Origin of the sequence: Bartonella sp. SD1336NMGDW (assembly GCF_042193565.1) — a bacterium.
Lineage (GTDB): Bacteria > Pseudomonadota > Alphaproteobacteria > Rhizobiales > Rhizobiaceae > Bartonella > Bartonella grahamii.
Window position 1 is genome coordinate 1 of sequence record NZ_JBHILW010000002.1, and the last position, 18904, is coordinate 18904.

14 protein-coding genes, 3 tRNA genes and 1 pseudogene are annotated in these 18904 nt (G+C 37.9%); 2 read left to right on the forward strand and 16 right to left on the reverse strand.

The window, feature by feature from the left end:
* The 3 genes and pseudogenes from ACFIKH_RS01920 to ACFIKH_RS01930 form a co-directional block, all read right to left on the reverse strand.
* A pseudogene (locus ACFIKH_RS01920) lies at nucleotides 1-76 on the reverse strand (elongation factor Tu); the annotation flags it as partial.
* 180 nt (nucleotides 77-256) lie between these two features.
* Nucleotides 257-330: transfer RNA gene (locus tag ACFIKH_RS01925), tRNA-Gly, on the reverse strand.
* Nucleotides 331-361: 31 nt separating this feature from the next.
* Nucleotides 362-445 (reverse strand) — tRNA-Tyr (locus tag ACFIKH_RS01930).
* Nucleotides 446-650: 205 nt separating this feature from the next.
* Here ACFIKH_RS01930 and ACFIKH_RS01935 point away from each other — a divergent pair.
* On the forward strand, nucleotides 651-1481 hold the full coding sequence (locus ACFIKH_RS01935; protein WP_375625965.1) for a TrmH family RNA methyltransferase: 831 nt from the start codon (nucleotides 651-653) through the stop codon (nucleotides 1479-1481).
* A gap of 3 nt (nucleotides 1482-1484) precedes the next feature.
* Here ACFIKH_RS01935 and ACFIKH_RS01940 read toward each other — a convergent pair whose 3' ends face one another.
* The 6 genes from ACFIKH_RS01940 to ACFIKH_RS01965 form a co-directional block, all read right to left on the reverse strand.
* A complete protein-coding gene (locus tag ACFIKH_RS01940; RefSeq protein ID WP_375670874.1) occupies nucleotides 1485-2210 on the reverse strand; it encodes a rhomboid family intramembrane serine protease in 726 nt (241 codons plus the stop codon).
* 879 nt (nucleotides 2211-3089) lie between these two features.
* Entirely contained in the window at nucleotides 3090-3515 is a 426-nt protein-coding gene (locus tag ACFIKH_RS01945) for a DUF2155 domain-containing protein (RefSeq protein ID WP_375625183.1), read from the reverse strand.
* A gap of 89 nt (nucleotides 3516-3604) precedes the next feature.
* Nucleotides 3605-4003, reverse strand: coding sequence for an NADH:ubiquinone oxidoreductase subunit NDUFA12 (locus tag ACFIKH_RS01950; RefSeq protein WP_375670876.1), 399 nt, complete (start codon nucleotides 4001-4003; stop codon nucleotides 3605-3607).
* A 181-nt stretch (nucleotides 4004-4184) separates the two neighbouring features.
* Nucleotides 4185-5684, reverse strand: a complete 1500-nt coding sequence (gene gatB, locus ACFIKH_RS01955) for an Asp-tRNA(Asn)/Glu-tRNA(Gln) amidotransferase subunit GatB (RefSeq protein ID WP_375624963.1) — start codon at nucleotides 5682-5684, stop codon at nucleotides 4185-4187.
* Between the two features lie 128 nt (nucleotides 5685-5812).
* Nucleotides 5813-7240 carry a trigger factor gene (gene tig / locus ACFIKH_RS01960; protein WP_375670878.1) on the reverse strand — a complete coding sequence of 476 codons (1428 nt, stop codon included), beginning with the start codon at nucleotides 7238-7240 and terminating at the stop codon, nucleotides 5813-5815.
* A 135-nt stretch (nucleotides 7241-7375) separates the two neighbouring features.
* Nucleotides 7376-7458: transfer RNA gene (locus ACFIKH_RS01965), tRNA-Leu, on the reverse strand.
* A 134-nt stretch (nucleotides 7459-7592) separates the two neighbouring features.
* Between ACFIKH_RS01965 and trmFO the strand changes: the two genes are divergently transcribed.
* Nucleotides 7593-9005 carry a methylenetetrahydrofolate--tRNA-(uracil(54)-C(5))-methyltransferase (FADH(2)-oxidizing) TrmFO gene (gene trmFO / locus ACFIKH_RS01970; RefSeq protein WP_375670880.1) on the forward strand — a complete coding sequence of 471 codons (1413 nt, stop codon included), beginning with the start codon at nucleotides 7593-7595 and terminating at the stop codon, nucleotides 9003-9005.
* 982 nt (nucleotides 9006-9987) lie between these two features.
* Here trmFO and ACFIKH_RS01975 read toward each other — a convergent pair.
* The 7 genes from ACFIKH_RS01975 to ACFIKH_RS02005 all read right to left on the reverse strand — a co-directional run bounded on the left by ACFIKH_RS01975 (nucleotide 9988) and on the right by ACFIKH_RS02005 (nucleotide 18903).
* Nucleotides 9988-10266, reverse strand: a complete 279-nt coding sequence (locus ACFIKH_RS01975; protein ID WP_012231443.1) for an HU family DNA-binding protein — start codon at nucleotides 10264-10266, stop codon at nucleotides 9988-9990.
* A 231-nt stretch (nucleotides 10267-10497) separates the two neighbouring features.
* Nucleotides 10498-12924 carry an endopeptidase La gene (gene lon / locus ACFIKH_RS01980; RefSeq protein WP_375653317.1) on the reverse strand — a complete coding sequence of 809 codons (2427 nt, stop codon included), beginning with the start codon at nucleotides 12922-12924 and terminating at the stop codon, nucleotides 10498-10500.
* 182 nt (nucleotides 12925-13106) lie between these two features.
* On the reverse strand, nucleotides 13107-14381 hold the full coding sequence (gene clpX / locus ACFIKH_RS01985; protein ID WP_273723371.1) for an ATP-dependent Clp protease ATP-binding subunit ClpX: 1275 nt from the start codon (nucleotides 14379-14381) through the stop codon (nucleotides 13107-13109).
* A 183-nt stretch (nucleotides 14382-14564) separates the two neighbouring features.
* Nucleotides 14565-15197, reverse strand: a complete 633-nt coding sequence (gene clpP, locus ACFIKH_RS01990; RefSeq protein WP_012755012.1) for an ATP-dependent Clp endopeptidase proteolytic subunit ClpP — start codon at nucleotides 15195-15197, stop codon at nucleotides 14565-14567.
* Between the two features lie 146 nt (nucleotides 15198-15343).
* A complete protein-coding gene (locus tag ACFIKH_RS01995) occupies nucleotides 15344-16153 on the reverse strand; it encodes a hypothetical protein (protein ID WP_375625953.1) in 810 nt (269 codons plus the stop codon).
* Nucleotides 16154-16163: 10 nt separating this feature from the next.
* A complete protein-coding gene (trkA, locus tag ACFIKH_RS02000) occupies nucleotides 16164-17540 on the reverse strand; it encodes a Trk system potassium transporter TrkA (protein WP_012755010.1) in 1377 nt (458 codons plus the stop codon).
* 4 nt (nucleotides 17541-17544) lie between these two features.
* Nucleotides 17545-18903 carry a sigma-54 dependent transcriptional regulator gene (locus ACFIKH_RS02005; protein ID WP_012755009.1) on the reverse strand — a complete coding sequence of 453 codons (1359 nt, stop codon included), beginning with the start codon at nucleotides 18901-18903 and terminating at the stop codon, nucleotides 17545-17547.
* Nucleotide 18904: the final 1 nt, after the last annotated feature.

Sequence of the window (18904 nt, forward strand, 5' to 3'; positions counted from 1 at the left end):
TCTTCCCATGATCAACGTGACCAATCGTACCAATATTAACATGCGGTTTTGTTCGTTCAAACTTGCTCTTCGCCATCGCTATTAATCTCTTGTTTTATTCCCTATTTTTGTTAGCACCTAGGGACAGTCCTGCAAAACTCAATCCGATTAGGCTGTAACCAGCTCAATCACCACAACTCTTAGACGGAAAACCCCACCCAATCTATAAATGGAATATCCTCCATCATACCTATTTGCCCAATCACCAACAACTATTTGGAGCGGGTAGCGGGAATCGAACCCGCATATTCAGCTTGGAAGGCTGCTGCTCTACCATTGAGCTATACCCGCATGACTCACATACAAACTCTCCTTCGATGAATGGTGGAGGGGGTTGGATTCGAACCAACGTAGCATACGCAACGGATTTACAGTCCGCCCCCTTTAACCACTCGGGCACCCCTCCATTACACCGGTAAAGTCGCGCAATGAGACATTACGAAAACCATCTTGAATACCCATTCAATTCAATCTGATTGCGAAGTGGTTATGACGATTACTATTGTATCTGTCAACAGAATAAATACAATTCTGTACAAATTTCCTGCTCATAACTTTAAATCATAAATTTTTTCTCTCTATTTTTCTTATTAACAAGCTATAAAGAAGCTATGAAAGAAAAAACATCACAAAATTCTCATTATGCTCGTTTACGTCGCCGATATCGCGATACAAAAAGCTCTTCTTCTCGATCTTTTACACACCTAAAGAAGAAAGCTGCTTCTTTACACCAAGGGATAATCCATCTTTATGGCATTCATTCTGTTCAGGCAGCTTTAGAAAACCCAAAAAGAATTTTAAAATGTCTTTACGTTACACAAAATGCCTTAAAACGATTAAATATATCCGAATCAGATTATCCTTGCTCTGTTACATTATGCACCCCCAAATATCTTGATTCGCTTGTTGGAAGTGAGGCTGTTCATCAAGGTATTGTTTTGGAAACTCTCCCCCTCAAACCATGCAAACTGTCGGAACTAACCAATACTGATCTGGTCATTGTCATGGATCAAATTACTGATCCGCATAATGTTGGCGCTATTATGCGCTCTGCAGTTGCATTGAAAGCTAAAGCGCTTATTACAACTTGCCGTCACTCTCCCCACGAAAACGGTGTTCTTGCAAAAGCGGCATCTGGAGCTCTGGAAATGATTCATTATATTACCGTACGAAACCTCGCTGAAGCTCTTCAAGAACTTCATCAAACAGGTTTTACAAGCTTTGGTCTTGATTCAGAAGGGCACAAACCTCTAGAAACAGCATTAACAGGGAATAAAATTGCTCTTGTTTTAGGAGCAGAAGGTAAAGGTTTACGTAAAAAAACACGTGAAACCGTTTGCGCTTTAACACGCCTTGATATGCCTGGAAATATTAAATCATTAAATGTTTCAAATGCAGCAACAATAGCGCTTTATGTGGCACATAAATATCTTAGATTCTAGTTTTTAATTTTTTTGTGAAACATCAAAAAAACCAACCAACAAAAAACCTGCAAGAAACCCGCCAATATGAGCTTCCCATGCTATTGAGATGCCATTTTCTTCAAACAAAATAGAAGAAATACCTATAATAAAATCAGCCATCAGCCATACACCCATATAAACGAGCACCCCCTTAGAACACAGAGCTTTTTTAATGGACAATAAAGGTCCCAAAAGTTTTTCGTTCTGCGCATTGACAGCTAGATTACCACTAGGAAAACCGTAACGTGCAATAGCACCCATCATTCCAGATACGGCACCTGACGCCCCAATAAGTGATATGGTACTTTCTTGATGAAATGTAAAATAAGTCAAAACAGAAATAACTGCCGTTAACACCCAAAAAATTAAAAAACGTAAAACACCAAAATGCCTTGCTAAAGGAGAGCCAAAAACCAAAAGCCAAACCATATTAAGAGCAACATGTTTAAAACTACTATGCATAAATGAATAACTCACCATGGTATAACAAAATGCTACAGGATCCCTCTTAAACAATGCTGGTATAAATGAAAAAAACTCAAGACTTTCAGTATAAACCTGATGAGAGAAAAAATACTGAGAAATGCAATAAAGACAAAAACAAAATGCTATCAAAACAACTATAATAAATGGAACATTCAACAAGGGTTCTTTAGGTTGTTTCGGCAATCGGGAAACATCATTATGTTGGTGACTAAAAACTTTCATTGTATAAAATCTCGTATTTTTCAGAAAATGGGTTATTCTTTATACAAAATAAATATACCACTCCCAGTGATGCAGAATCTTTTCAACGCCTCTTCGGAGCCCCTTTTTCAATAGCTCTACATGAAAACACGTGTATTTTATACAAAAGATTTTAAAAAGCATGGATACCAAGAATATGATTTACAAACTTAGTGGTATCCTGCTTACTTAAATGTGAAGTTATCATACAATACACAAGAACTTACGAATAGATAAACTCACTTATGAGGTGGTGTATAATCAAAATATATAAACATTGTTTTCTTACTAGAAATATATTGATCATTGCATTTTTTAACTAAGCTATACTTCGATTGATAAACTTTAAATAATCTTAAATCTCAATTTTTCCATTAATATAGCTTGCATTGCTTCTACTCTTTGAATGAAAAACGACATCTCTATGAGAAAAAACTACCAACACAGCTTTCTCTAGATATACTCATTGGTGTTTCATGATGAATTACTCTCTTGATAGCCTTTTTCCCTCATAAATGCAAAAGCGTCAGTCCATCTCTTTAACAAATATAAACAAGCCTTTCATTTCAACCTCTAACAGATATAATTCAAGAACTGTCTCCTATGAAACACTGAAAAAATACGTTGGTTCTAATGATGCATCTTTGAATTTAAACAGTTCATGAAGGAAATTTTTATTCCTTATCTTAGAGAATCTTATCTGCACATCCGCCACTTGTAATGCGCAAGAGAATAATTTGGATTAATTCAATATAGAAAAATTTTAAATGAGGCAATCATAGGAATTTGAACCTCCTATTAAGTTGTAAAATGATAAATGACCATTATAAATCAATGTATTATAAATAGATAACACACTCATCATTGAAGAGGAAGATCTTGAGAATTCTGCTTGCAATCCTTTAACCACACATCATAAATAGGATGCTCAACAGCATTCAAACCAGGACTATCTGCAAACATCCATCCTGTAAAAATACGCCGTATTTTTTTATCTAATGTCACTTCATTGACTTCAACAAAACCAGTTGTACGCGTTGGTTCATCTTTAGAGCTCGTATAACACGCACGTGGTGTTACCTGTAATGCACCGTACTGATAAATTTTACCAAGAGTAACTTCAAAACGTGTGGTCCGCCCCGTGATTTTGTCAAGACCTGCAAAAACAGCAATTCCATTGCTAATACGTTCAGCACGCACCCCATTATTTAAGGATAAAAACACTAAAATTCCCATTAAAAAAATATATATAAAATGCCTCACCCCTAACAATAAAAAAAATCTCATCATATCAAAATTAATCGCACCTTAAAAAATAATTCTTTTCATAACATAGATTCAAATAAGACAAAAATATACGAGCGCATTAAAACATTTTATTTTTTAGGTGACCACGCATCATAATCTTCATGCACACAAGAACACTCTCCACTGGAGGTGATAGCCCCCTTTGGTCGATAGCTCTCACTTGTTCCTGTCATATTTGCAACATGGGGCTTTTCCCATTCATAAGGATGATAATCCTCCTGTGTTGGTGGAGAATCACAGCGATGATGAATCCAGCCGTGCCAACCTGGTGGAATAGTAGAGGCCTCAGAATAGTCTTTATAGATAACCCAACGGTGCGGATAACCATCCTTATGAAGTCCCCCTTCATAATATATATTTCCAAATTGATCTTCCCCTATCCGCTTACCTTTGCGCCATGTGAAAAAACGCGTACCAATGGTATTGCCATTCCACCATGTGAAGATTTGCTTAAAAAAACGAGCCATCTGCTATTCCATTCATTTAGTGCGCTCATGAAATTAATCGTTGGAATAAAACTGTTAACGATTGAAATTACCGAAAAAGTTACTAGGAAATTCAGCTACAATTTCAATTGATAGGATAACGTGCTATCCCTTAATTTCAAGAAGATATCATATGTATGGCTTCTTCTCCACCCCATAAAATTTAATCTATGCCAAGTTTCATCTTAACCAATTCATTAACAACTTGAGGATTTGCCTTACCACCTGTTGCTTTCATTACCTGTCCAACAAACCAACCAGCTAGAGCGGGTTTCTGTTTTGCTTGCGCAACTTTATCAGAATTATTAGCAATGATTTCATCAACGGCTCTCTCAATTGCCTTTGTATCCGTCACCTGCTTCATATTTCGCTCTTCTACAATTTGGCGTGCATCTCCCCCCTCATTCCAAATAATCTCAAAAAGATCTTTGGCAATTTTTCCAGAAATAACTCCTTCTTTTATGAGATCAATAATGCTTCCCAATTGATTTGGCGATACTGGTGACTCTTCAATCTCACGATTATCTTTATTTAAAGCCCCTAAAAGGTCATTAATCACCCAATTGGCAACCATTTTTCCATCACGCCCACGCGCTACTTCTTCAAAATAATCAGCAATAGCCTTTTCCGTCACAAGAATGGAAGCATCATAAACTGTCAATCCCATTTCCTTAACAAAACGTGCTTTTATAGCGTCAGGCAATTCTGGTAAGTCTTCTGCCAAAGCATCCACAAATGCCTGATCAAATTCTAATGGTAAAAGATCAGGATCAGGAAAATAACGATAGTCATGCGCTTCTTCCTTTGAGCGCATAGAGCGCGTTTCACCTTTAGCCGCATCAAAAAGCCGAGTCTCTTGATCTATGACTCCTCCCTCTTCTAAAATTGCGATCTGACGACGCGCTTCATACTCAATTGCTTGACCAATAAAGCGAATAGAATTAACGTTTTTAATTTCACAGCGCGTTCCAAAATTTTCACCAGGACGACGAACAGATACATTGACATCTGCACGCATAGAACCTTCATCCATATTGCCATCGCAAGTGCCCAAATAACGAACAATCGTACGCAATTTTGTCATATAGGCTTTGGCTTCATCTGATGAACGCATATCAGGTTTGGAAACAATTTCCATAAGAGCAACACCAGAACGATTAAGATCTACAAAAGACATCGTTGGATGTTGATCGTGCATCGATTTTCCAGCATCCTGTTCAAGATGCAACCTCTCAATTCCCACTTCAATATCTTCAAATTGGCCATTCGAATCTGGACCAACAGATATGATAATCTTTCCCTCTCCCACAATGGGATAGCGAAATTGAGAAATTTGATACCCCTGCGGTAAATCTGGATAAAAATAATTTTTGCGATCAAAAACAGATTTTAAATTAATATGCGCCTTTAATCCTAACCCCGTTCGAACCGCTTGACGGACACATTCTTGATTAAGAACAGGCAACATACCTGGCATGGCTGCATCAATGAGTGATACATGATTGTTCGGCTCTGCACCAAATTTGGTTGATGCTCCTGAAAAAAGTTTCGAATTTGATATGATTTGCGCATGAACTTCCATGCCAATGATGACTTCCCAATCACCTGTAACTCCAGAAATAAAACGCTTAGAATCAGGAGTACGCGTATCAATGATGCTCATTGCCAATCCACTACCAATATTTTAAAATACACTCATGGCTTATCTAAAACCATTCTCTCAGTGCAATCATAGGATATAAATCTTACAAAAAGCCCGATTCTATCGGGCTTTTTCTGTTTGCATAAATATTAAGCTTTTTTAGGAGCCTTTTTCTTAACTAATGTTTTCTCTGTAGAGGTTTCTTTCACTGCAGACTTTTTCTTTGCCGGCTTTTCTTCAGGGACATCTGATTCGTCATATTCTTTCATCAACTCTTCAACCGTCACTTCTTTATCTGTGACTTTTATCTGTGCTAATAAATGATCAATGACCTTTTCTTCAAAAATTGGAGCACGTAGATTTTCAACAGCTTCCGGAGTCCTGCGGAAAAAATCCATTATCTCTTTCTCTTGTCCGGGATACTGGCGAACCTGATCAAAAACGGCTGCTTTTAGCTCATCCTCACTAACTTTAACACCAACCTTCATTCCAATTTCAGAAAGCACCAAACCAAGACGAACACGACGCTGCGCAAGGACACGATATTCCTCCCGTGCCTTTTCTTCTGTAATACCTTCATCTTCAAAACTGCGCCCAGCCTTTTTCAAATCATCATTAACCTGAGCCCATATATTGTTAAACTCAATCTCTAAAAGTTCTTCAGGAATCTCAAATTTATAATCAGCATCTAAAGCATCAAGAATTTGACGCTTAACTTTTTGACGTGTCACTGAACCATATTGGCTTTCAATCTGCCCACGAACGACCTCACGTAAGCGATCCAGAGACTCTAAACCAACTTTTTGCGCTGCTTCATCATCAATTTTTAATTCATCTGGTTTAAAGACAGCTTTGACAGTAATGTCAAACTCTGCTTCCCGCCCCGCCAAATGTGCCGCACTGTAATTATCTGGAAATTTAACAAAAATCGTTTTTGCATCCCCAGCTTTCACACCAACCAATTGCTCTTCAAAACCAGGAATAAATTGTTTTGACCCAAGAATCAGTTGTGCATCACTATCTGCCCCACCTTCAAATGGAACGCCTTCAAGCTTACCTTGATAATCTATGGTAATACGATCACCTTCTTCAGAATCCCCCTCTTTTAGGGAATAATTACGCGTAGAAGAGAGGACGCGTTTGACTTGATCATCAATATCCTGTTCAGGAACAGTTGCAATTTCACGGATAACCTTAATATGTTCAAAATCTTTAATTTCAATTTTTGGTAAAACTTCATACTTTAAACTAAAAGTAAAATCAGCTTTGCCATCTAGAATTTTTTCATCTTCATCTATATCAATTTTCGGCTGCATCGCTGCACGTTCATTGCGATCTGCTAAAATAGACCGAGGCGCATCACTCAGTATCTCATTGAGAATCTCCGCCATAAAGGATTTACCATACATTTTTCGCAAATGCCCACTAGGCACTTTACCGGGACGAAAACCATTAAGCTTGATTTTTCCCTTGGTATTATCCAATCGTTCATTCAACTTTTCTTCTAAAACTTTCGCTGGAACCACGATCTTAATTTCGCGCTTCAGTCCTTCATTAAGCGTCTCGGTAACCTGCATTAAACACCTTCATTTTTCTAAGGAGAGGGATAAACCCACTCTAATAATCATTACATTCTAACACTTCGAGTGTTACATTTACCATGAAGCGGAATTTCAGACACGTAGAAATCCGTAGCACTTAAGGGATTGCTTTGGTGCGGATGGAGGGACTCGAACCCCCACGGTCTCCCGCCAGAACCTAAATCTGGTGCGTCTACCAATTTCGCCACATCCGCTCAAACTTACAAGCTAATAACCTTATACAAGCGGCGTTTCTATACCATTAATTACAGAAAAAAAGCAAACAAATATATTAAAAAAAACAAAATCTATGCTTTTCATACATAACTGCTTACGCTAAAAGTCAATTATGTTAAAGACATTTGATATCCCAATTCATATCATCGGTGGCGGTCTTGCGGGGTGTGAAGCAAGTTGGCAAATCGCTCAGTCAGGAATTCCTGTTGTTTTGCATGAAATGCGACCCGAAAAAAAATCAGATGCCCATAAAACCGATAAATTGGCAGAACTGGTTTGTTCAAATTCATTTCGTTGCGATGATTCATTAACAAATGCCGTAGGGCTTTTACATGCTGAAATGCGATTAGCGAAATCGTTAATTATGAAAGCTGCTGATGCCAACAAAGTTCCCGCAGGTAGTGCCCTTGCTGTTGACCGTGATGGATTTTCAAAAACTGTCACGACAGCACTCGAAAACCACCCTCTTATAACAATCCAACGTGAAGAAGTTCAAGAAATTCCTAAAGCTTGGAAACATGTTGTCATTGCAACGGGTCCCCTTACATCGCCTGCACTTGCTCAAGAATTACAAGCAATAACCGGTATAAAAGCTCTTTCTTTTTTTGATGCGATTGCACCTATTATCCATACCGATAGTATTGATATCAACATTTGTTGGTATCAGTCTCGCTATGATAAAATTGGTCCTGAGGGAACAGGAAAAGATTATCTTAATTGTCCCCTCAACAAAGAACAATATAAAACATTCGTTGAAGCATTAAAAAATGCTGAAAAAACAGAGTTTCGTGACTTTGAAAAAACGCCCTATTTTGATGGATGCCTCCCCATTGAAATTATGGCTGAGCGCGGAATTGAAACGTTAAGACACGGTCCTATGAAACCTATGGGCTTAACCAATGCCCATAACCCTACAGTTAAACCTTATGCTGTCGTTCAATTACGCCAAGATAATAAACTTGGAACGCTTTACAATATGGTCGGCTTTCAAACAAAACTGAAATATGGTGAACAAATTCGCATTTTTAGAATGATTCCCGGTCTTGAAAAAGCAGAGTTTGCGCGTCTTGGTGGTCTTCACCGCAATACCTACCTCAACTCGCCAATTATTCTTGATCAAACCCTTCGTTTAAAACAAAAAAAACAACTACGCTTTGCAGGACAAATTACCGGATGTGAAGGTTATGTAGAATCAGCGGCAATAGGGCTTCTTGCTGGACGTTTTGCTGCTGCCGAATATCATCATATTTCCCCTTGCCTACCCCCACAAACTACAGCATTCGGAGCCCTTTTGAATCATATTACGGGGGGACACATCATAGATGAAAAAGCAGAAACACAGTCCTTTCAGCCAATGAATATCAATTTCGGACTCTTTCCCCCTATTGCTTCTATTAAACATTCAGGAAAACGCCTAGCAAGTAAAGAAAAAAAATTAGTAAAAAAACAAGCCATAACAGCGAGAGCTCTCAATGATTGTACTCAGTGGTTAGCAGATAAAGAATCAAAGAGTTTCTGTTTATAAAAAACACACGATTCGCTTCTCATCTACTGATATGACTCTCGTGAAAAAATCATTCTAAAGCCTTTTAATGGCTGTCTCTCCCAATCAATAAATACTACCTACGTTTCATCATTTATTCAATTATGTAGGTGCTTGTAAAATAACTTTTGGCTATAAAAAACCTTTACCGCTACCAACAATTTATATGATTTAATAACTAAAAATAAAATAGATGGAAAATACACAAGCAATACTGTACTATCTCTATTGATAGTTTTTATATTATGTAATGTAATTAGTTTATAGAAGAAAAACGCTCGCTTGCATATCACAAGTGAAATAAAGATATGGAAAAAATATTTGTAGGATAGAGCTTGATCTGTCTCTTCCCTCTTAAATGCCAAGAAAAAACATAATATTGAAAGTGAAATCTGATTATCATAAGATTCTTTCATTTCAGATTCTCTTATAATAAATCGATAAAAATTATCCTCTTGGTGCGTCACAAGCAAGCTTGGCGTATAAGTAAAAGAATAAAATTACCCCTTATGCACTCGTCTCAGATATTGAGGGCTAGTCGCAACATTATAGGAACTGAGAAAAATAGTACAATGGCACCAATATGCGCTTTTATTAAGCATAAATGGTGGTATATAATAACTTTTATACACTTCACAGAGTTTTTTGCCTCATACTATTTACGGGTCTTATTTTTGAAATAAACACCGTAACACTTCAGCGTAATAAAAGTTAACATTACATTTTATAACCCATACCAGTACTTCACTAATACAGTGCAATATTTTATTGAAATGTCTAAAAACAATATATTTTAAGCTGACAGTACTTTATACAACACTTAAAATCATTTTCAAAAATACCAGCAATAAATGAAAATAAAAAATACCGCAAAGATCTCAAAATATTATATAAAAAACACGCATAATACATGTGTAAAAAAAACCCGCTTATAAATAAATCGGGTTTTTTAATGTCGCTTAAATTATTTTTTATTAACTGCTTCTTTAAGGCTTTTTCCTGCAGAAAATTTGGGTACAGAACGTGCTGGAATATCGATTTCAGCACCAGTTGAAGGATTACGCCCCTTTGTTGCAGCACGATGAGAAACTTCAAAAGAGCCAAAACCAGGAAGACGAACATCTCCTCCTGAAGCCAAAGCTTCTGTTACAGAAGCCATAAAAGCATCAACAACAGCACCAGCTTGCGCTTTCGAAACACCTGCCTTTTCAGCAACGGAGCTAACCAATTCACTTTTATTCATAAAATATTTCCTTTCCCTATATTACCTGACAACATGACTTAATCATGTTATTGGTCAGTTTATTGAAAAGTACAACAAACAGAAGTCTTATTTTTATCCAAAACATTGTTTTTTTAGCAATAATCACAGTTATTCACGGAATTTTTTACTTTTTCCAACAAAAAACAGAATAATAACCTCAACAACGCCTTCTGCCACCTAAAAAATGTCGTTATAAATGAGATAAGTGAATCAGTGTGCAATCTGTATTCCTTCACTATCACTGCTCTCTGACCGGATTGGGACAGCCACCGTAGAGGGTTCTTTCCATTCAATAGTGTCTGGAAAACGAACCAAAGCATGTTTCAAAACTTCACTCACATGATTTACCGGAATAATTTCCATATTATTTTTGACATCGTCAGGAATATCAACCAAATCTTTTGCGTTTTCTTCAGGAATAAGTACTTTTTTTATCCCTCCTCGAAGAGCTGCTAGGAGTTTTTCTTTTAATCCACCAATTGGTAAAACGCGTCCACGTAAAGTAATTTCACCAGTCATTGCAATATCTTTATGCACAGCTACTCCTGTAAGAACCGAAACAATTGCTGTCACCATTGCAATCCCAGCAGATGGGCCATCTTTTGGCGTCGCACCCTCTGGAACATGAACATGGATATCGCGTTTTTCAAAAAGTGGAGGTTCAATACCAAAATCAACAGCACGAGAACGTACATAAGATGCTGCCGCTGAAATGGACTCTTTCATAATATCACGTAAATTTCCAGTTACAGTCATCTTACCTTTGCCGGGCATCATAACTCCTTCAATGGTCAATAACTCTCCACCAACTTCTGTCCACGCAAGGCCTGTCACAACACCAATTTGATTTTCTCCTTCAATCTGATTGTAATGATAACGTTTAACACCCAAGAAATCATGAATATTATTTTCTGTAACTTTTACAGATTTTTGATGCGTTTTGAGAATTTTTGTAACAGATTTGCGGGAAATTTTCATGAGTTCACGCTCAAGGTTACGAACGCCTGCCTCACGTGTATAAAACTGAATAATTGACCTTAGTGCTCCATCAGAAATACTAAGTTCTTTTTTAGACAAACAGTGATCTTTTAGTGCCTTTGGTAAAAGATGCTGTTTAACAATTTCCATTTTCTCACATTCAGTATAACCAGCAATACGAATAATTTCCATACGGTCCATTAACGGACCTGGAATATTAAGCGTATTGGCAGTTGTGATAAACATGACATCAGAAAGATCATATTCAACTTCCAAATAGTGATCAATGAATGTACTGTTTTGTTCAGGATCAAGAACTTCTAATAAAGCGGATGAAGGATCTCCACGAAAATCTTGTCCCATTTTATCAATTTCATCAAGCAAGAAAAGCGGATTAGATTTTTTTGCTTTTTTCATAGACTGGATAATTTTTCCAGGCATCGAACCAATATATGTTCGGCGATGTCCGCGAATTTCTGCTTCATCCCGCACGCCCCCCAATGAGATACGAACATACTCACGCCCCGTCGCCTTTGCAATAGAGCGCGCTAATGATGTTTTCCCTACACCAGGAGGACCTAACAAACAAATAATGGGACCTTTTATCTTTGATGCTCGACTTTGGACGGCCAAATATTCAATAATTCGCTCCTTAACTTTTTCAAGACCGAAATGTTCATTATTCATGACCTTTTCAGCAAAATCTAAATTGTTTTTAATTTTAGATTTTTTACCCCAAGGCATTGCTAATAACCAATCAAGATAGTTACGTACAACAGTCGCTTCTGCAGACATAGGAGACATATTCCGTAATTTTCTCAATTCTGCCCCAGCTTTTTCCTGCGCTTCCTTGGATAGTTTTGTATTCTTGATGCGTTCTTCTAATTCAGAGAGTTCATCTCGGCTATCATCACCTGCGCCTAACTCTTTTTGAATAGCCTTCATCTGCTCATTGAGATAATATTCTCGTTGGTTTTTTTCCATTTGCCGTTTAACATGCGAACGAATACGTTTTTCAACCTGCAAAACAGAAATTTCTCCTTCCATGAAGGACAGAACTCGTTCAAGACGGGCCCGTACAGGTAAGAGCTCTAATATTTCCTGTTTTTCTGCAAGTTTAATCATCAAATGAGAAGCAATCGTATCGGCAAGCTTAGAAGGATTATCAATCTGGCCAATCGCATTGACAACTTCAGGAGAGATTTTTTTATTAAGCTTTACATAGTTTTCAAAATAAGCAATCACTGACCTTGAAAGAGCTTCAATCTCAACATCACTCTCTCTAGGTTCTTCTGTAACAGTCGCATATGCCTGATGATAACCTTCACTTAAAGCAAATTGACTAATTTTTGCACGTGCAGTTCCTTCAACCAAAACCTTTACAGTACCATCAGGCAGCTTTAAAAGTTGAAGAATATTGGCAAATGTACCAATATGATAAATATCCTCTGATTTTGGATCGTCATCAGAAGCGTTTTTTTGTGTCACCAAGAGTATTTGCTTGTCAACCGCCATCGTTTCTTCAAGAGCACGAATTGATTTTTCGCGCCCCACAAAAAGTGGAACAATCATATGGGGGAAGACAACAATATCACGAAGAGGTAAAACAGCATAAACCCCATCTCTTACTTCATCTGTCTTTTCATCAATATATTGCATAACTCTCCTTTCTGGAGCCTATGAGCTATCTACAACAACCAGCCCACCTTTAGAAAACCCAGCTCTTCACAGTACATGAAGTGGTAATTACTCATACATAAATCAAGCATTATAATGATATTATTATAAACACCCATCAAATACCGTTTATTACCACCTTTCATATTGTGCTTAGCACAATATCATGCTGATACATTTTCTTTATCTTCTGCACGTTCTGAGTAAATATAAAGAGGACGCGCTTTCCCATCAACGACATCACTCGAAATAACCACTTTTTGAACGCCTTCAAGAGCCGGTAGCTCAAACATCGTCTCAAGAAGGATCTTCTCCATAATAGAACGTAAACCACGAGCACCGGTTTTACGTTCAATTGCTTTCTTCGCAATAACACGTAAAGCATCTTCATGAAATGCTAACTCGACATTCTCCATTTCAAAAAGACGCTGATATTGCTTTACTAACGCATTTTTAGGTTGTGATAAAATTTGCATGAGGGCGTTAACATCTAAATCCTCTAAGGTAGCGACTATAGGAAGGCGCCCAATAAATTCTGGTATTAGACCAAATTTTATAAGATCTTCAGGCTCTAAATCACGAAAAATTTCACCGACACAACGCTCATCAGGAGCCTTAACGGTCGCAGAAAAACCAATAGAAGTTTTTTCACCACGCCCTGAAATAATCCGTTCTAAACCTGCAAAAGCTCCCCCACAAATGAATAAGATGTTTGTGGTATCAACCTGAAGAAACTCTTGTTGCGGATGCTTACGTCCACCTTGAGGAGGAACAGAAGCAATCGTTCCTTCCATAATTTTTAATAACGCTTGCTGAACCCCTTCCCCCGAAACATCTCTTGTAATAGAAGGATTGTCAGCCTTACGAGAAATCTTATCAACCTCATCAATATAAACAATACCACGCTGCGCACGTTCAACATTATAATCTGCTGCTTGAAGAAGCTTCAAAATAATATTTTCAACATCTTCACCCACATAACCCGCTTCAGTCAAGGTGGTCGCATCCGCCATCGTAAAAGGCACATCAATAATACGTGCTAATGTTTGTGCAAGATAAGTTTTACCACAGCCCGTTGGACCAACAAGAAGAATATTTGATTTAGCCAACTCAATATCATTGCTTTTAGACTGATGCGCCAACCGTTTATAATGATTATGAACAGCAACAGAAAGAACACGCTTTGCATGCTGCTGACCAATAACATAATCATCAAGAACTGTTATAATTTCCTGTGGCGTAGGAACACCATCACGCACCTTAACCCCAGAAGACTTATTTTCTTCCCGAATAATATCCATGCAAAGCTCTACACATTCATCACAGATAAATACAGTAGGCCCCGCAATGAGCTTACGCACCTCATGCTGACTCTTGCCGCAGAACGAGCAATAGAGAGTATTTTTTGATTCGTTCCCGCTATTGCTAATTTTGCTCATTTTTCTTTCCTTTCACCACGATATATGAATACTTTGCCTTTTCAAAGGAAGCTTTTCATCATGAAAACTAAAAGACATATAGAAAACCATGCATGTCTCAATCTTTTTAGGTGTTTGTCTTATTTTGCGATATTTTTTATAAAACTCTGTGATTTAAAGTAGCTGTTTTTTCTATAAAAACTCTTAATCTTTTTCTTCTTTTTCAGTTTCTGCACGATATTGTATAACATCATCAACTAAGCCAAACGCTTTGGCTTCTTCTGCTGTCATAAAATGATCGCGATCGAGAGTTCTCTCAATAATCTCATAATCTTGACCTGTATGTTGAACATAAATTTCATTTAAACGCCGTTTCATCTTTATAATGTCTTGCGCATGTCGCTCAATATCTGAAGCTTGACCTTGAAAACCACCAGATGGTTGATGCACCATAATACGTGCGTTTGGCAATGTAAAACGATGACCTTTTGCTCCAGCTGTTAACAATAAAGACCCCATAGATGCCGCCTGCCCCATGCAAAGCGTAGAAACAGGAGGGCGAATAAACTGCATAGTATCATAAATAGCCATACCAGATGTTACGACACCACCTGGAGAATTAATATAAAGACTAATTTCTTTTTTAGGATTTTCCGCTTCCAAGAAAAGCAATTGTGCACAAACAAGCATTGCCATACCATCTTCGACAGGACCATTAATAAAAATAATCCGCTCCTTTAAAAGACGGGAAAAAATATCATAGGCCCGTTCACCACGATTGGTTTGTTCAATAACCATAGGAACAAGGCTTAATGCTGTTTTCATTGGATCACTCATATTTTTACTTTCCGTTCATATAACAACCGCTCTTTACACATTCAATGTTTTTATCCATATGTTAACATTACTCTCTTGCGCAAGCTACAATCAAGAGCTATTTAAGGTAGATTAAAATCTCAATAGTTAAAATAGCAATAATAACTCTATCTAAACAAATGATGAACATCAGGGATGCGAGATACCGCCCAATGGTAAAAACTTCCTTCCTGAGGTCTTTTCGTGGTCTTTGTCTTTCTGTGAATATGAAAGCCTATCAAGCGTGAATCTGTAAGCGGCTTTATGCCAAAAGCTGGTTCAAAAATACGTTCAGTTTTTCGCCCAGTCCAATAATAAAAAGTTTCCTTTTCCTTTGCTTCATGAAAAAAACCATATCGTTTTGCTAATCGTGAAATACCATCATTGCCAAATATCGTAACACCAAGACTTCCCGGTAAAATCGGCATTTTTTTTCTCTTTAACCAGAATGGTCTCCAAATACGACGCTTAAATCCAAGCCAATGAGGAATAATTTCTGTGCCTGCCCAATAATCTTCAAATATTTTTATAATAGGGTTATTGGGCGGAAAATAAAGTGCAGAAACGCCTACTCTTGTATTATTTTCTCTTGCCAACCAAACCTTATCCGCATCTGGATGAAATTGTTTAACAAGGTAAACATCTGTATCTAACCAAACACCTTGTTGATATTTCATCAGCATAACACGAAAAAAATCCGAAAACTGAACAATTGTACACCCTGGTTTATTATCAGAAAAATCGGGGTCAAGGCGATAAATTGCTGAGCGTGGTAAAATTGATTCGGCTTCATGCAACTCAACACCGGCAGGAAGATTATCTATTTTTTTATCATAACTAAAAAGCTTAACGCGCTGTCCAGTTTTAACCATTGAGGACAAACAAAGCCTATCCACCAATCTTAATTGTCCACTATACCAAAAAGTACAAATATCCATAGATAATATATCAAAAATATTCTAAACTTACGCGAAAGAGTTGTTCAACATCACGAACCCTATCAGCAAGAGCAAAAATCACTATTCTATCACCAGACAAAATGCGCGTATCTGCCGAAAGTTGTATTATTGTCTTATTGCGATAAATTGCACCAATTCTCAAACCATCTGATAAATTGAGCTCTGATAATGACTTACCAACCAATGAAGATGTTTGCATCACTTCAGCTTCAATAATTTCTGCTCGGCCATTAAAAACTGAATGAACAGAACGAATACGTCCACGGCGCATTTGTTGCAAAATTCTCGATATTGTAACGCTATGGGGATTAAGATATGCATCCACACCAACAGCACGACTAAATTCTTGATAGGCAACATTATTAATCAATACCATATTGGCTTTGCAGCCCAATCTTTTAGCAATAATAGCGCTTAAGAGATTAACCTGATCTTGATTGGTCAATGTAATCATTAAATCGGACTGATCAATTCCCGCATCTTGAAGAATCACTGGATCTAACACGTTACCGTATAAAACTGTTGTTTTTTCAAGCTGATCAGCAATCGTGAGAGCTCTTTCTCTATGCGATTCTATAATCTTCAATTTTAATTTATGGAAACGCTTTTCAATAGCCTGTGCAACATAAAGGCCAATGTGACCGCCTCCTGCAATAATCATGCGGTGGGCATCTTGTTCTTTATGACCAAAAAGCCCAACAGCACGGCGCATTTGATCACGAGCAACAACAAGATAGGTTATATCACCAACGCGTAATTGCGTTTCTGAATGTGCAACCAATAATTCCGCGCCACGTTTAATAGCGGTAACCGTCGTATGAAGATCTGGAAAAAGCTCTGTTAATTGACGCAAAGGTGTATTAATAACTGGACAATCTTCCATGCATTCCAAGGCTAGCGCAACAACATCATCATTACAAAAATAAAGAACATCTATTGCACCAGGTAAAGCAATACGGCGCAAAACCATTTCCCCAACTTCAACTTCTGGCGAAATAACCACATCAATGGGAATATTCTCTCTGGAAAAAAGCGTCTTATAACGTGGTTCTAAATAAGATTGTGAACGAATACGAGCAATTTTTGTGGGCACATTAAATAATGAATGTGCTACTTGACAAGCTACCATATTGACTTCATCAAACAAAGTGACAGCAATCAACATATCAGCTTTGTCTGCATCTGCAGCCAAAAGAACTTCAGGACGTGAACCGTGACCAACAAAACCTCTCACATCCAATGTATCGCGAATCTTTTCAATTAATCTCGTTTCAATATCAATAACAGTAACATCGTGATTTTCAGCAGCAAGACGCTCTGCTATCCCATACCCAACCTGTCCTGCTCCGCAAATAATAACACGCATCGCTTTAAGAAACTCCAAGCGCTTTAAGTTTACGGTGCAAAGCTGAACGCTCCATGCCTATAAATTCAGCAGTACGTGATATATTTCCACCCAAACGCCCAATCTGTGCCACTAAATATCTCTTTTCAAACAATTCTCGTGCTTCACGTAACGGCAAATCCATTATACTTTCATCTGAATCCATTTGAAGACGTGGCAAAGAATCACTTACTTCACTGGGAAGAAAGTCCGCTGTTATAGGACCATCACCATCCCGCACAAGAATAAGAAGACGCTCAATATTATTGCGTAATTGCCGCACATTACCCGGCCAAGCATGCGTTTGCAAAATAGCAATCACATCATCACTGATTGCACGCGGTTTAATCCCAACCTGCTGTGATATTGTTTTTACAAAATGATGTACAAGTTCTGGAATGTCTTCACGACGCGCTGAAAGGGGCGGAACAGCAATAGGAACAACCGAAAGACGGTGGAAAAGATCTTCTCTAAAGCGCCCATCAGAAATGAGGTTTTCAAGATTTTGCGCTGTCGAAGAAATAATACGCACATCCACTTTAACACGTTTTGTGCCGCCAACTCTTTCAAATGTCTGCCCCGTTAACACCCGAAGAATCTTACCTTGAGTCTCACGTGGCATGTCAGCAATTTCATCAAGATATAATATACCGCCATGAGCTTCCTCTAAGGCACCGATCTTGCGCTCTCTTCCTTCCATTTCACTGCCAAACAGCTCTATTTCCATTCTTTCCGGAGTAATCGTTGCAGCATTTATTGTAACAAATGGCCCATTCGAACGCGTTGAGAGCGCATGAATAGTTCGTGCAACAGTTTCTTTTCCTGCCCCTGAAGGACCTGTTATCATGACGCGACTATTGGTTGGTGCTACTTTTTCTATGATTTGACGCAAATTTTTTACAACTGTCGATTTTCCGAGCAACTCTAATGTCTCGTTCGAACGCTTTCGCAATTCTAAAAGCTCACGTTTTAAATTTGAGTTTTCAAGTGTTCTCTCTGCAACCAATACAAGTCTATCAGCTTTAAAAGGTTTTTCAATGAAATCATATGCCCCTCGCTTTATAGCGGAAACAGCCGTCTCAATATTACCATGACCAGAGATCATAACGACCGGAAGAGCCGGATATTGCGTTTTAATTTCATCAAGCAATGCTAAACCATCAAGACGACTACCCTGTAGCCAAATATCCAAAAAAATGAGCTTTGGAATACGCTCACTAATTTGAGCCAATGCTTCATCAGAGTTACAAGCAACACGCGTTTCATAACCTTCATCATCTAAAATACCAGCAACAAGCTCACGAATATCTGCTTCATCATCAACAATCAAGATATCTGATACCATA